At 57.3% G+C, this 13,475-nt stretch carries 12 protein-coding genes; 8 read left to right on the forward strand and 4 right to left on the reverse strand.

Features of this window, described 5'->3' with window-relative positions:
• Window positions 1–317 precede the first annotated feature (317 nt).
• Complete coding sequence (locus EH240_RS21645; protein WP_125002412.1) at window positions 318–509, reverse strand: hypothetical protein; 192 nt, start codon at window positions 507–509, stop codon at window positions 318–320.
• Window positions 510–1,118: 609 nt separating this feature from the next.
• On the opposite strand from EH240_RS21645, the gene EH240_RS21650 reads away from it, so the two are divergent.
• From EH240_RS21650 to EH240_RS21665, 4 genes are read left to right on the forward strand one after another with little or no spacing between them, the layout of a single operon-like run.
• Window positions 1,119–2,645 (forward strand): Wadjet anti-phage system protein JetA family protein, encoded by a 1,527-nt coding sequence (locus tag EH240_RS21650; RefSeq protein ID WP_125002414.1) that lies wholly within the window; start codon window positions 1,119–1,121, stop codon window positions 2,643–2,645.
• The gene (locus tag EH240_RS21655) at window positions 2,629–3,282 is read left to right on the forward strand and encodes a DUF4194 domain-containing protein (RefSeq protein WP_125002416.1); all 654 of its coding nucleotides are present in this window, start codon (window positions 2,629–2,631) and stop codon (window positions 3,280–3,282) included. Before EH240_RS21650 ends, EH240_RS21655 begins: the two co-directional genes overlap by 17 nt.
• A complete protein-coding gene (locus EH240_RS21660) occupies window positions 3,279–6,767 on the forward strand; it encodes an SbcC/MukB-like Walker B domain-containing protein (RefSeq protein ID WP_125002418.1) in 3,489 nt (1,162 codons plus the stop codon). Before EH240_RS21655 ends, EH240_RS21660 begins: the two co-directional genes overlap by 4 nt.
• Before the next feature lie 10 nt (window positions 6,768–6,777).
• The gene (locus EH240_RS21665) at window positions 6,778–7,944 is read left to right on the forward strand and encodes a Wadjet anti-phage system protein JetD domain-containing protein (protein WP_167484102.1); all 1,167 of its coding nucleotides are present in this window, start codon (window positions 6,778–6,780) and stop codon (window positions 7,942–7,944) included.
• A 220-nt stretch (window positions 7,945–8,164) separates the two neighbouring features.
• Here the strand turns inward: EH240_RS21665 and dgt are convergent, their stop codons facing one another.
• The 3 genes from dgt to EH240_RS21680 all read right to left on the reverse strand — a co-directional run bounded on the left by dgt (window position 8,165) and on the right by EH240_RS21680 (window position 11,726).
• A complete protein-coding gene (gene dgt, locus EH240_RS21670) occupies window positions 8,165–9,628 on the reverse strand; it encodes a dGTP triphosphohydrolase (protein WP_125002423.1) in 1,464 nt (487 codons plus the stop codon).
• Between the two features lie 195 nt (window positions 9,629–9,823).
• Window positions 9,824–11,185 carry a hypothetical protein gene (locus EH240_RS21675; RefSeq protein ID WP_245436263.1) on the reverse strand — a complete coding sequence of 454 codons (1,362 nt, stop codon included), beginning with the start codon at window positions 11,183–11,185 and terminating at the stop codon, window positions 9,824–9,826.
• 277 nt (window positions 11,186–11,462) lie between these two features.
• The gene (locus EH240_RS21680; protein WP_125002427.1) at window positions 11,463–11,726 is read right to left on the reverse strand and encodes a hypothetical protein; all 264 of its coding nucleotides are present in this window, start codon (window positions 11,724–11,726) and stop codon (window positions 11,463–11,465) included.
• A gap of 75 nt (window positions 11,727–11,801) precedes the next feature.
• On the opposite strand from EH240_RS21680, the gene EH240_RS21685 reads away from it, so the two are divergent.
• The 4 genes from EH240_RS21685 (at window position 11,802) to EH240_RS39125 (ending at window position 13,456) form a co-directional block, all read left to right on the forward strand.
• Complete coding sequence (locus tag EH240_RS21685) at window positions 11,802–12,146, forward strand: hypothetical protein (RefSeq protein WP_125002429.1); 345 nt, start codon at window positions 11,802–11,804, stop codon at window positions 12,144–12,146.
• Window positions 12,125–12,625, forward strand: a complete 501-nt coding sequence (locus tag EH240_RS40120) for an 8-oxoguanine DNA glycosylase (RefSeq protein WP_425374821.1) — start codon at window positions 12,125–12,127, stop codon at window positions 12,623–12,625. The genes EH240_RS21685 and EH240_RS40120 overlap by 22 nt, the downstream gene beginning before the upstream one ends.
• Window positions 12,597–12,938, forward strand: coding sequence for a hypothetical protein (locus EH240_RS21690; protein WP_125002431.1), 342 nt, complete (start codon window positions 12,597–12,599; stop codon window positions 12,936–12,938). The genes EH240_RS40120 and EH240_RS21690 overlap by 29 nt, the downstream gene beginning before the upstream one ends.
• Before the next feature lie 170 nt (window positions 12,939–13,108).
• Window positions 13,109–13,456, forward strand: coding sequence for a hypothetical protein (locus EH240_RS39125; RefSeq protein ID WP_245436265.1), 348 nt, complete (start codon window positions 13,109–13,111; stop codon window positions 13,454–13,456).
• The last annotated feature ends 19 nt before the right edge of the window (window positions 13,457–13,475 follow it).

Raw genomic sequence — 13,475 nt, forward strand, 5'->3', positions numbered from 1 at the left:
CGTCGGTAGAAGTCGCGCGCGTCTAAAGTTGGAAACGCTGGAATCCCTTGGATATTCGCTTGACAACAGGCCCTCAACAGACAGGCAGCTTTCAGCGAGCGACTCTCCGATAGCGAACTTTGGCAGCTCGTCGTAAGGACAGGTCGAGGGGAGGCCCGAACGTAATGTATGATTTCGCCAGTCGAGATCGGGTAGCTACCAAGGAGAGCTGGCTGATAGCAATTGCCCCTCCGACCCCGTTCCGGAATTGGCACTTCATTCATCGTCTCTAGTACAAACGCGGCTTGCGCTTTCCTATAAAGACCGTTTGGGGGTCATCACTGTGTGATCTCGAAGATGCGCTTCAACCGGAATTCGTTGAAGTCGTCGGTTATGACGGCCTTCTTCAGAGGCAGCCTTTTGCCACGAGTCGAGGTGTCGACGATCTCGTTTCCCTGAATGGCAAAGACGTGAGTCGCCGGATCTTTCTCCGGAGCGTCCCGCTCAGCAAACAGTAGGAGCAGGCGCATATCATCTTTTCCGCAACATAATCGTTGAGAAAGTTTCGCATCGGGATGCGGTGGTCGACGGGCATTCGATACCAGCCCTCACCCTCATGCCACTGAAGCCCCATTTCCTTCAAGGCAGGGAGCCAATGATTAATGTTGAACGGCCTCGTAGGGTCGGCCGCTATCAACTCCGCCTGCGCGCTGACAGGCGCGACAGCGGAAATATAGTTGGCCACCTCCTGCGGAGTCAGCCCAGTAATTGCAGCGATAGCTGTGGGGACACATGCGGTCCCTTCGACGTAGTTTGGAACTTCTCTCAGTCCGAGCACGGTGGTCATGGATTTGGCTTCACCAACTGAGCCTCGACGTTCAGCATCGACGCGAACCTCATCTTCATACTTCCGAAAGCCACGTCCCCGGTCAATACGGCATAGAAACAGATGGGAGTTCATCTGAGTATCCAGTTCACCCAGAGGAACTCAGCGCACTCGTAGGCTATTCACTGTGAAAAAATACGGTAGGGGCTTTCGATTTGACCATTTGCATGATGTTCTAAAAATGCGGCGCGGAGTTTCGCCTTGCCGCGGGGGGCGGGGTGATAGTGGTTGCCAATCGGCTCGGTGAGGCGTGATGTTGTTCGGCGCTCTTAACCCGAACATCTTCATGCTGTTCGCAGGCGAGAACCGACTTCTCTACGAAGAGGTTCTGCTTCGAATTTACGACGGCTGTTTCGGAGCCGATATTCTTTTCCCGACGCGCAACGAGCTTGTCGGCATCGTTTATGAGGTCCTGGCGGCGCATCCAGAGCTATGGCACGACGAAGGCAAATTGGTCACGCTTGATGAGGTGTCGTCGCGCGGCCGTCGCCTGCGACCCCGAAATCGCGTTGACGGAGACCGGGAAGCCACAGTCGAAGCGATGGGGAAGGCCCGGCACATATACGCGCGCCTAATAGAGACCGGTTGGCTAGAGGAAAGCCGTTATGGGCTGAAGGTGACGGTCGACATGCCAGCTGCCGCGATGCGTCTAGCCGATTTCCTCTCGACGCTGAGGCAGGGAACCGAGCAGCAGCTGGGCGGCCTGATCGTCGAGGTGCGTAACGCGCTGGAGGCAGTGAAAGCCAACGCGTCCCATAACGCGCTAGGATTACATAAGGCGGCCAAAGACGCATTAGGCTTTGGCAGATATCTGCGTAGCGTGCTGTCCTCACTGCGGGACATCGAGCGGCATGTCTTGGCCAGCCAGGATCTTAACGAACGCCTTGCGCATTTCTTCGAGGACTTCGTCGAGCGGGTGCTCCTGAAAGACTATGCGTCGATCTCGACGACAGCGCATCCCTATCGATTCCGTTACGCGATCCTGGAATCCCTCCAGAAGCTTGAGGATTCTCCAGTCGACGTCGACAGCCTTGCGGCCGCCTATGCGGACACCGGCCTGACGGACGGGCGGGACAAAGCCAGGGACATAGTGTTTGACGACCTCCACAAGATCCGTCGCGTGCTCGCCCAGATCGACGAGGCCTTCTTCCGCATCCAGCAGCATCGCGCACGGCTGGAGGTGCGGCTGCGGAACACGGTGCGGTATGCGGGTCGCAGGGCCGATGCGTTCCTCCGTCGCAGCGAGAAGCTCGTTCTCGAACTCGACCGGCTTGTCGAGCGCCGCGGCGGCAGTCGGGAAGCTGTGTTCGTTCCGGGATATCTGCAGCCCGTAACCGGGCCCTATTCACCGAGCCTGCTGGCGCGACCGCGTGGCGACCGTGCAGAAGTCGAAGTCGAAGCGCTCACGTTGCCCGAGCCAGAGCCCATCCATTTGCTTCGCCGCCAACTGGAACGGGAATATCTTGATCGGATCACCGTGCTGCCAACGCAGGTTTTGGCGTTCCTCGATCGGCAGGTACGGGACGAGCCCGTCTCGGCAAGTTCTCTCAACATCGATGGTCTTGACGACTTCCTGGCATTCGAGGTCTTGCGCCGATCGGCGCGCGGGATGCTCAACAATCAATTTGCAGACGCCCTCTCGCGCAGTCTGCGCGGTACCTACGAGTTCACTGTGGCGGGGCGAGAGCGCGTGGACAACGATTGGATCAGTTGCGACGATTTCGACATACGTCGCATCCGGACTGGGAAAGGACCGACTGGCGATGCTGAGCGAATTTAGGGATATCGAATCCAGAGATCCCAAGACCATGGCGAGGATCACCCAAACCATTCATCATCTGTTGCGTCACCAATTCCTCCATATCGGCGATCGGGGCTCCCCGTCTTTGCTCGAAACATTGCGTCGCGCCGCCACCGTCAAACCTATCGAGCAGTTCTTCGACACTGCAGGTTATCGCCTCGTCATCCGAGAAAGCGAAGGCTGGGCCGGCATCTTTCCGGACGTGGAAAGGGTGGGCCATCCTCGCATGGGGATCAATGAAACCTTGGTTCTTCTTGTGTTGACTAGGCAGTGGCAGGAGGGTGTGCAGGACGGCGACATTGGCGACTACGGGACCGTGCTGACAACGCTCAACGATTCCTACGACGCCTATGTAGACCTGGTCTCTCGCTCGCGCCGGCAAGCCCTAAGGATCGAGGAGTATCGCGACGCCGTGCAGGAACTGGGTCGGCGCGCCGTGGTCAAGCTGCACGCGTTCGACGATGAGGGCCAGGATCAGGAGCTCGTGATCCGTCCGATCGTCAGTCTGTTGGCAGGCGAGGAATTCCTGGCGTCGTTGGAGGGGTTCCTGCGACTCAATCCGGTACCCGCTAACGAGGCCCCTGCCGGTGAACAATCGAGGGATAGGCTGCCATGATCCAGCTTACGGGCATCTCGCTGGTGAACTGGCACTTGTTCGCTGTTGCCGACATGCGGTTCTCAGGCAATACGGCCGTGCTGGGCAAGAACGCCACTGGCAAATCGACGCTGATAGATCTTATACAAGCCGTAATGACCGGCGGGTCGGCCTCCTACCACAAGTTCAATCGATCCGCGGGAGAAGGCGGAAGTAGGTCCGAGCGGACGCTGCGGAGCTACTGCCTTGGCCAGACTGACCAAGCGGTCTCACTTCGACGGTCGGGATTCACACATTTGGTTCTGACGTTCGGCGGGGCGGGCCTCGAACGGCCAGTATCTCTAGGGCTCTGCATCGATATCGCCGAGAACGAGGATGCAGCGAGGGTAACCGGACGGTACGTCGTCTCCGGTGTGGCTGTAAACTCCGACATGCTTCTGGATCGGACGAAGGACGCAACGAAACCATCATCCTGGGCCACGCTCAAGATGCGGCTCGAGCAGGCCTGCGCCGATGTGGGCGGCGAGCTTTTCGAACATCAGTCGACCTCGGCCCCAAAATTCATCCGCGAGTATATGCGGATACTTTTCACCGGGCGGCGTGCGCCCGACCCCGATCGTTTCATCAAAGCATTCATCATGGCGCTGTCCTTCGAGGATATGCGATCGGTGGAGGATTTCGTATGCAGCTATCTGCTCGAACGCAACGACGTCGATATTGCAGAGCTTCGCGGTTCAGTTCAGCGCTACCAACAGATACAGTCGGACATCGCCGAACTGGATCGCAAGCTTGCGGCGCTGAGACCAATCCGAGCCGAGATCGAGCGTTTGGCTTCGATCCTAGAGCAGGAAGACAGCGCCGAATGCATGCGTCGCCTTGCCGACTTGCTGGACGTGTCGAAGGAACATTTTCGGCTCCTTGGCCTGCGCCGGAATAAGGCAATCGAAAAAGGAACTCTTGACGGTGAGTTGTTTCGCCTAAACGACGAAATCGTCTTCCTGACAGCTGAGCTCGAGAGCGTCAGGGCGCAGATAGCGACCAGCGGCGTGGAGGCCAAGCGCTTTCAATTGCGGACCGAACTCGAACTGGAAGCCGCCGAGTACGGCAGGGTCATCGGTCGTCTAAAGGGACGGCATGCCCCGGTCGCCGCGGCTCTGAAGCTGCTCGACAGTAAGGATCGGATGCAGGCTCTTGGTCTCGGGCTGGGCAGGCTTCTGGACGATCTGTCCAGGATTAGGGACGAAAGCGGCCCGCTTCTTCCGCCAGCCTGGCCGCGAAATCCCATTCTGATGGACCAGTTGATCGCGTCAGCGGCCAGTACAGCGGCGGAGCGCCTCGAGCGGGTGACTGGCAAACGTGACGATAGCATAGCGCAGCGCGTTGCTGCTGAAGGCAGGGCCGCCGATATTGCCGCGAGGCTCGGACAGAGCAGGCAGGGTACGGTGACACTGAACCGCCACGTGGCAAGCTTAATGGACTTGCTTCGCGAACGAGGCATGCGGCCGCGCGCACTTTGCGAGGTATTGGACCTTTCCGACGAGACATGGCGTGTTGCAGCCGAGGCACTGCTCGGACGGGATCGGGAAACCATCATGGTCGACCCCGATCATGCTGAGGAGGCGGTCACCCTGCTTCGTCGCGAACGCGGACGTTTCCCGGGCTGCAGGGTCGCGAACACACGCAAGCTGAGATCGAGCGTCGGCGTTCCGGCATCCGGAAGCCTTGCATCGGTTTTCACGAGCGACGACGCAATTGCGATGTCCTTCGTGATATCGCGCCTGGGCAGCGTGAGGCTGGCGCGTTCTCAAGTCGAACTGATGGCGGACGGACGTGCCGTTATGGACGACGGGTCCTATTATGACGGCCTGGTCGTGGAGATTAGGGTCGCAAGCGACTTCAAGATTGGCAAAGTGGCAGCGACGCTGATGACAGGCGTCCTCGAAAAGGAATTCGCCGACGAGTCGGCAATAGCCAAGACGCATTTGGCGAACGAACGATTGCTGTCCGATATTTTCGAACGGCTGGTTCGTCTTTGCTCGGATTTTGGTGAAGGCGATCGTCTTGAGACGCTGAGCATCGCTTTGGCCGATAGCGAAGAGCGAAAAAGGGATTTGCTTGACCGCCTGGAACGCGTTGGCCTGCTGGTGGACCCAAAATTGGATGAGTCCCGAAAGCTTCTCGATGGCAGAATCGCTGGTCTGCGCGAAGAGCGAGAAACCAATCAAAAAAAGATCGGCGCTTTGGAGACCGAACTGGCACAGCTAAGCCGAGTGTTAGGCGACGGCCAAGCGATACGGGGGTCCTGGTGGTCTGTAAAGCATCGTCTCCGGCTGTTTCGCGAACGGGTGAGATCGCAGGCCCTATTCCAACGGCTCCGTCCAAAGTATGCCGAACTCCGAGCAGCCAAGACTGATGCGGCGCTGTCGCAGCAGTTGGAGGGTTATCTCAAACGCTTGACCAGCGACCGTCAGGGTTGCGACGCGGTCATCAGGGATAAGGTGTCGGACTACCTATACAGCTTCGGCGTACAAAGGCCCTTCGATGCCAACTCGTCAATCTTTCAGCACATGAAGCCATGGGTGGAGCAGACCATCGCCGTGCTCGAGGGTAACGATCTGGTTCGTTATCGGCGCCAAGCCGACGAGGCAGCTGAGCGCATCACCTTCTTTTTCCGCACATCCTTTGTCCAGGAGATCAACAGTCGCTTCCGAGACCTCGAACGCGAAATCGACGACGTTCGCCAGGCTCTGCGGAGCAAGCAGCTTCATGGCGAGGTCTATTCCCTCCATGCGCTTGTCCGTCCAGAGTTCCGGGACCTCTACAATCTGGCTAGAACCAGCGAAACGGACGACAAAATCCTTTCGCTGTTGTTCTCGGCCGACCAGGTCGACCATCCCTACCGTGCCGTCATCGAACAGGTCGAGCGGCTTCTGCGTGATGAACAATCCGGTTTCGAGCGATACCAGGATTATCGCAACTACTACACATTCGAGCTTAAGATGAAGGACGTCGATAGCGGCCACGAGACGACGTATGACCGCAGACGTGGCGTTGCAAGCGGCGCGGAGCGTCAGGTGCCGTTCTACGTCATCATAGGAGCGGCCCTTTCAAGCATCTATCACGGAACACGCCGCTCGGCAGAGTTGCCTGGGCTGGGGTTGGCCGTGTTCGACGAAGCGTTCAGCAAGATGGACGGTCAAAACCAGCGGACGATGCTCGAGTTCTATAACGAGATCGGTCTGCAGGTACTAATCGCTGCCCCGACCGAGAAACGCGCAGTCGTTTACGAGAATTTGGATAGCGTGGTGGATGTTTACAGGTTCGGCAATACGGCCGAGGTGGAAGTGTCGAAGATCAAAGACCGCGTCCGCGATGCTATGCGAGAAGCGAACCCCGACCATCTTACGGACGAGGCTCTTCTGCTTCGGATCACCGATCTGGTGAACGACACCATCCCAGCGAGTGCGTCGAGTGGCGGGACGGATCGCGATGAGACAATTCACTAATCTGGAGGCAATGATCGACGACCTGCTCATTCGTTTGGAGAGCCGAGCGCATGAGCGAAGGCTGCTGGCCTATCCGGGAAAGTTCGCAAGTATTGCGAGCGAGGACGATTTCATGGTTCGGCTGAAGTCGCTCGAGGCCGATGGTGCTTTGTTCGTCAAGCGCGCTCGTGTGGACGGGGTGGACATGGTCGTCAGCATCCGCCCCGGGGATATCGCGAAGCTCTACGCTTATCGCGGTCGAACCTCTTCGAGGACCTTGTCATTGGAGGCGGTCGATACGATTCGGGCGCTTCCTGAACTACCCCCGAATGCGGAATGGGTGCTTGAGCTAGTCGAGCATGCCTGGTCGCGGAACGTAGCTTGGTCGGGCCTGAAACCCGGTGATACCAAAACACTCGCTGCTGCGCTCAGCTTGGCAAAGGCCTTGAACGGTCTCCGGGGGCAAGCTGGAGATCTGGTCTCAGTCGACTACAGGACGTTCTCCCGACGCAGCTGCGGCGATAGCAAGGTGCTAGAGAGGCGTATCAGGCTTGTCGTCGAGCTTCTGAACCGACTCTATCCTGCGCCTGTTGGCGACGGTTCGCTGGACGACGTGGACGTGTTGGCCGAGTTGGGCGTCGTCAAGTTCCCGCAACCATTGCTCGTCAGCGGAACACTCTCGCTGGATGGCGTCGCCTTGCCCAGTGTGCCGTTTATCGGGTTACCGACTGAACAGTCCTTCAGACTTGGTGTAACACACCCGTCGTACGTTTTGCTGGTGGAGAACTTCTCGTCCTTCATTCGGCATTGTCGCGAGGTAAACGACGAAAGCGATGCTCTAGTCGTCTATGCTGGTGGGTTTCCAGCTAGAGCGATCTTGAGATCGATATTGTCGCTGGTCGTTCAGACCGACTGCCCGATCTATCATTGGGGCGATGTTGATCAGGGCGGTCTCAGAATATTCGCCTACCTTGAGGCCGCCCTGCAGCGCGTCGGCCGAAATCTAGTGCCGCATCTCATGACTGCAGAGCTTCTAGTTCACCGAGGTAGACCAGCGAACCGCCCTATGCCTGCAATGCCTCGTGCCGTCTCGAAGTCGGCATTGTCGGCATTGTGGTCATCGATGCTCAATTTGCCGTCGCCACTGGAGTTGGAACAGGAGGAACTCGATCCGATCTCGCCACTCGTCGAAAGGTAAACCATCTCGCATGTTCGGAACATCGATCTAAGGCAGCGTTCGGCTGCTCGTCGAAAGAGGTATTCCGCTTTCTCACCAGGTGCTCGCAAACCGTCTCGCGGGCAGTCGCTTGGATAAGTCTCGAGCGGGCGACCGAACTGAGGCGCAAAGCGGTCATTTGTTGAAGATCAGACTGAATGTCAGAAAAGCGATCAAAGCTGCAGTCGCCCCGAAACAAGGTTTATATCGGTTTAAACATGCTCTCAGCGGTGTCCGAATTAAGCCGCGCCCAGAATTCCATCGCGTAACGATCGGTCATGCCGGCAACGAAGTCGCATACTTCGCGGGCCTTAACTGACACGTGGGCAGCTTTTCTTATTCGCTCACGGACATCTGCCGGCATCAGTAGATCACCACGATCGCCCATTAGCGCTTCAAAAATATCGGACACAAGGTCGTAGCCACGGTATTCGCCGAGCTTGACCCGTGGCGCGTAGATGGCCGCAATGAAGGTATACTGCTTGAGCACCTCCTTGCGCAGGCGGATCTCCCTTGGCCAAATCACATCACTGAGCGCTGGGCATTCCTCGTTATAGTCCAGCTCCACCGCTTCGATAAATCTATGAACCAGCTCGGAAGAGAACTGAGTCCGCGCGTAGCCGTCCTCACTCAACTTCCGCGATGCCTTGTATGCCCTTGTGAGTTGGAGAAGCAGGTTGTCGCTCTTGCCATCCTCTTCCCCCGACGCCGCTTCACCAATCTCCGAAAAGATGTCGATCAGGACGGCTTGCACATCGACCCGCCCAATAGCCTCCCTTTCGCCCATCTGCTTGGAAACGGCAGCGGCTACTTCGTCCAGCAACGCGTCGTCGGATGCGAGCATTTCTGCCGGGGTAAGGAAACCGACTTTCAGACAATCCTCTAGATCATATACCGAGTAGGCGATGTCGTCGGCCATATCCATGATGGCACACTCGATCGTCTTGAATTGCTTGCCTTTAGGAAGTTGGTAGTCCCCTAGAACAGACCTTTTGATGTTGGCGATGATTTCGCTTTCCGATCCGTAGTAGCCCTTCTCCAGCTTGGCATCGCTCTTCCGGACCGTTGCGATACGCTTATCGTATTTAAGCGTCGCGGCTAGCGTACGGTGGCACAAGTTCAGTCCTGCGCGGTCGTCACCCCCGACGGGAGTCTTGTACCTTTCCTTCTTCTCAAGCCGAGTGAGAATGCGAAAAGTCTGCGCGTTGCCTTCAAACCCGCCATACTGCAGCATTGCCTTGTCTAGTGCGCGTTCCCCGTTGTGACCGAAAGGCGGATGCCCGATGTCATGAACCAAGCTGGCGGTGGCACAAAGGCTGCCCTTGATCGGGTCGTGCTTCAGGACTTCGGGATGTCTATGGTTTAGGCGCTCGGCAATGCCTTGAGCAATCTGCGCAACCTCAAGGGAATGGGTCAGGCGGTTCCTAAAAAAATCTGACTCATGACCGGGGAAAACCTGGGTCTTCCCCTGCTGCCGGCGGAAGCTTGCGCTGTGCACTATACGCCCGTAATCACGCGTATAATTGTCGCGCCACTCCTTGTCGTGATCGTCGGGCTTGGTGACTTCCCGGGTCTCGTCCTCTTTTCGATATAGAGGTTTTAGCGGCTTAGCCGGCTGCGGGCTGATCTCCACCTTGGTCGTTTGGCCGGTACCCGTCGTTTTCATTAGCCGCTGCCTTACGCTTTTCTGCGCGTTGTGCTGCACGCAGAGCAATGGCCTCCCGGAAGGTGTCCATTTCGGCGTCTGCCTGTTTTCTCGCTTCTATCACAGCCATTAACACCATAACATTCTCCCCTTTTCAATCGGCACTGCCACCGTCTGTTCTCATTATGTTCTTTTTTCGAGCAAAGGACAATCCTCTCACGGAACAGCGTTAACCCTTTGTTTAGGAACGCAAATCCTTGCTGGGACGCCTGATTTCCTGATTACATCGGCGACATGGCTTGTAAGGCCGACTTCACCGTCAAGGATTAGCCCAGCGTTCGCAGGGAAAGATTCCAACATTGTTCGCAGCGCTTCCAAGCCGTCCTCGACCCTAAATGAAATCCATTTCGACCGCTCTCCTGGTACAACCACATGACCGGCCGATGCACTCCGACCACGGTGCAACTGAACAACCCAAACTGCGTTGCCGTCATACACCCATTCGAAACGCACGGAACCGAGGGTCGTTGCAAGCTTGTCGTGGAGCGCCGTCACCTTCTCCACCAAATTTTCAGACAAGAGCCCAGGTCCGACAGTTCCTTGCATGAAGGCCTCGCCTGTGCCCTGCGTGCCCTCGATATAAAGACGGCCGTCAGCGCCCTCAATCGCCGCACCGGAATGCGTGGCCGGCACGCCGCGCTGGCAGATAATAGAGGCGATTGCTGTACCGCTAGGATCTTCGCTGGCCAGCAGCTTGAAAGGGTCGACCCAACCGCGCGTGGTAGTGAATTTTCCGGGCACCTGCTCATTGGGGCAGGTTCGGGTCCACCATTCGCTCGATCCGGTTTCATCGCCGAATGTAAAGGGCGGCAAACGGCGTCCGATAACCGTCGTCTTCGGCACGGCTACGCCAGCCAGGTGGGCAACGAGCAATCCGTATGCTTTGTCGCCCATCATCCTGGAAAAGTCGTTGGGCCACGAAGCTTCGACGCGGTTCAAACGCAGGGGTTCGTGTTCGTCGAATTCCCAATAGAGGACATGCGATCGCTTGTAGCCACACGGAGACGGATGCAAGCTGAACTCCAGTCGGGCGCCCTTTGCATCACTAAAAGCCGGCGCGAACCCATAGACGATCTCGAAGGCGCGCTGTGCCCACGAGGCCGGAAGCGAAGCAAAGCCCGCTTTCTCGACGCCCCGCGGCGTGGCGTCGGGCTTGAACTCGACCACCTGATCGAGAATCACGCCAGAAACGCCTCCGTCACTTACGTCGATGGTCTCGTTGGCAATAGTGAAGTCGCCTTGCAGGGCGAGCCTCTCAAGCGCGGAAAGCACCTCGTCGCGCGTTTTTAAGGCATAGAGGAACTCACGGCTCTGGGTAGCAGTCTGTTTGAAACTGCGGATATTCACCGTGCCATAGGCGCATCGCTCAAAAAGTGCGTCGATGGCCTTTCCAATGTCGGAAAAGCGGTGGTTCGGCTCCACGCCCGCCAGGCGACAGTATGCCAGCACTGGGCCAGAGGGCGACGGCGCAAAGCTGACAAACTGCGCGACATTGAAATGATCGGCAAGCCGATCCAACGTGGCATCCTTACGAAAAGACAATGCCCCGCCGGGGTGTGTCGGTTTTCCGTTCGGAGCCATTGTCAAAACTGCCGCATCGCCACATTCAGACTCTTGCTGAGTCGCTGGTTTATACATTGCGGACCGTAAACGCTCGGTTGGCAAATGACCAAGCCAGAATGCGCGTTTGCGAGCGCCATAGTGGCACACTCCTATCCTATGCAGAGCGGCGGCGTCGATACGCAATGAACTGCCTGTGGTTCTGAGAAGCGGGACCTTTCCTGGCGCCATGGCATTACGCAAGAGCCGACAGTTCTCGCAAAATATGCAAAATATGCTTTCTTCGTTCTGGAGCGGCCGCGGCAATTCCTTCTATTAAGGCTTCAACTTCAGCCTTATCAGGCTCGGACCTCTCCGAAACCCAGGCTTCCAGTTTGGCAGCCATGAGCTTGGAAACAGGCACGACGCCGCGCAGAACCTTGCTAATGTGCGCCTGTGAACGACCGCAATATGCACCAAGTTGCGTTTGGGTAGTGCGTGTTTGCACGGACACGGACATGACACGTCGGAGAAGATCTTGCACGTTGACGAAATCCCAGTAATGCATAAAGTGCATATATCGAAGAGGCAATTTATGCAACAGGTCGTCGCGCTCGCAGCCAGCCAGCCGATATTTTTGAATTTGCCCGCCCCGGACACCGAGGTCATGAGCAACGTGCTTTGGGGGCGATTCGAGGACGTCTTTACCCCGGCATTCTGGGCCGCCCAGGCCTGGATGGACCCGTCGCACGCTGACGGAAATTTCTCCTTGGGCAGAAGCCTGGCTGAGGAACTGGCAGCCTGCCTGCTAGGTGGGCATGGCGCGCCCGCAGAAGTCGGCCTGGCCGCCTCCAACGTGTCGCGACTCATCTCCGTGAGCACGGTCCCACCCTATCTCATGCAACAGCAGTCGAGCTTCTGTCTCGACCGCTCTCTGTAAACGGCAGGTGGGTAAGATACAGGTTTGCCAATACAAGGGCTCGCTATTTGGCGGGCAGCCTAGAAGCATTGCCGCATATACAAGAGAGCGAACTGGACGATATTGAGTTGCGAAACCGCCTTTGTGCTTTGCCGGGGATCGGCCTCAAAACCGCATCTTGGATCGTCCGAAATCAGCGCGGCAGCGATCAAGTGGCCATTCTCGACGTGCACATCATGCGAGCTGGGATCATGATGGGCGTGTTTGAAAAAGGCTCCAGTCCAACGCGTGGGTATTTAGGTCTGGAAGCAAAATTTCTGACTTTCTGCCGATCAGTAAGTGTCCGGCCATCGCAAATGGACGCCGTTATGTGGCGCACCATGCGGAATGTTGGTCCGATCCTAATGGGCATCTTGATTCCTTCTTCGAATTCCCGCTCTAATGCTTTGACATACAGTGAGGGAGATTCGGATGTCGGGGGGCGGCGGAGGAGGCGGTAGGGATGATCTCTCACCGGGCGTCGGCGGTGGCGCCGACCAGTGCGGGAAGTCCTATATCGCGCCGATCAACAGCCCGAAAGCTGCAGTGCTGGGGCCGCTTGCGGCAGGGGCGGTCCTTGATGTCGACGTGCTCACAAGCGGCAGCTCAAGTGCTTTGGTGGTCAAAGATGCGGCCGGCGCCTTAGCTGGCGCATTGACGTTTTTGGGATACTTGACGGTCATCAATTGCATCGTGCAACAGGGTATCGCTTACAAGGCAACAATCCAAACGATTACGGGCGGCGTATATACGGTAGAAGTCGCTCCGCTTTGAGTTCCGGGATAACGGTAGTCGGCGGCATTTATCGGGAGCGTTGCCTGCATCCGACATGGAACGCCGTGTTCGGTTCTGCTGGGAGAGCAGCGCAGAATATTTCCCCGCTCGTGCCAGGACGAAAAAGGCTCGCAGGATATGTCGCTGATCGAATTCGCGATGACGTCGACTTGCTGGCTAAGCTTATTGATTTCGAAGTCATGGCCACTCCGGCGCCAACTGCGGTGACATTCGACTACACACATACGCTGGCGGACCCATCGATTTCTCCACCCTTATGGCGAATTGCACGCCAGGCTCCTATCCCGATCGAAGACGAGAACGTCCTTCGATACGGGATGCTTGAAGGCGACGCGATCGTTCGTGCCAAAACCGCCGTTTACGATCCGCAGTCCGCCTTCAATGGGATCTCGTTCACGGCGAACGGATCCACCGCAGACCGGCTAGCAGTAATTCTCAACCAGCTAGAGATGCGGAATATCACCGGCAACGACGACCCGTTCAAGGGTGCCCAGTGATTCTTCGAGCAGGACAACG

The sequence above is a fragment of the Mesorhizobium tamadayense genome, assembly GCF_003863365.1.
Classification (GTDB): Bacteria; Pseudomonadota; Alphaproteobacteria; order Rhizobiales; family Rhizobiaceae; genus Mesorhizobium; species Mesorhizobium tamadayense.

What these genes read in the sequence shown, in the direction of transcription:
- EH240_RS21660 (WP_125002418.1), top strand. Translation starts at nt 3,279, where the DNA reads ATGATCCAGCTTACGGGCATCTCGCTGGTGAACTGGCACTTGTTCGCT.
- EH240_RS21685 (WP_125002429.1), top strand. Translation starts at nt 11,802, where the DNA reads ATGCAACAGGTCGTCGCGCTCGCAGCCAGCCAGCCGATATTTTTGAAT.
- EH240_RS21665 (WP_167484102.1), top strand. Translation starts at nt 6,778, where the DNA reads ATGATCGACGACCTGCTCATTCGTTTGGAGAGCCGAGCGCATGAGCGA.
- EH240_RS21680 (WP_125002427.1), bottom strand. Translation starts at nt 11,726, where the DNA reads ATGTCCGTGTCCGTGCAAACACGCACTACCCAAACGCAACTTGGTGCA.
- EH240_RS21645 (WP_125002412.1), bottom strand. Translation starts at nt 509, where the DNA reads ATGCGCCTGCTCCTACTGTTTGCTGAGCGGGACGCTCCGGAGAAAGAT.
- EH240_RS21690 (WP_125002431.1), top strand. Translation starts at nt 12,597, where the DNA reads ATGTCGGGGGGCGGCGGAGGAGGCGGTAGGGATGATCTCTCACCGGGC.
- EH240_RS21650 (WP_125002414.1), top strand. Translation starts at nt 1,119, where the DNA reads ATGTTGTTCGGCGCTCTTAACCCGAACATCTTCATGCTGTTCGCAGGC.
- dgt (WP_125002423.1), bottom strand. Translation starts at nt 9,628, where the DNA reads ATGAAAACGACGGGTACCGGCCAAACGACCAAGGTGGAGATCAGCCCG.
- EH240_RS21655 (WP_125002416.1), top strand. Translation starts at nt 2,629, where the DNA reads ATGCTGAGCGAATTTAGGGATATCGAATCCAGAGATCCCAAGACCATG.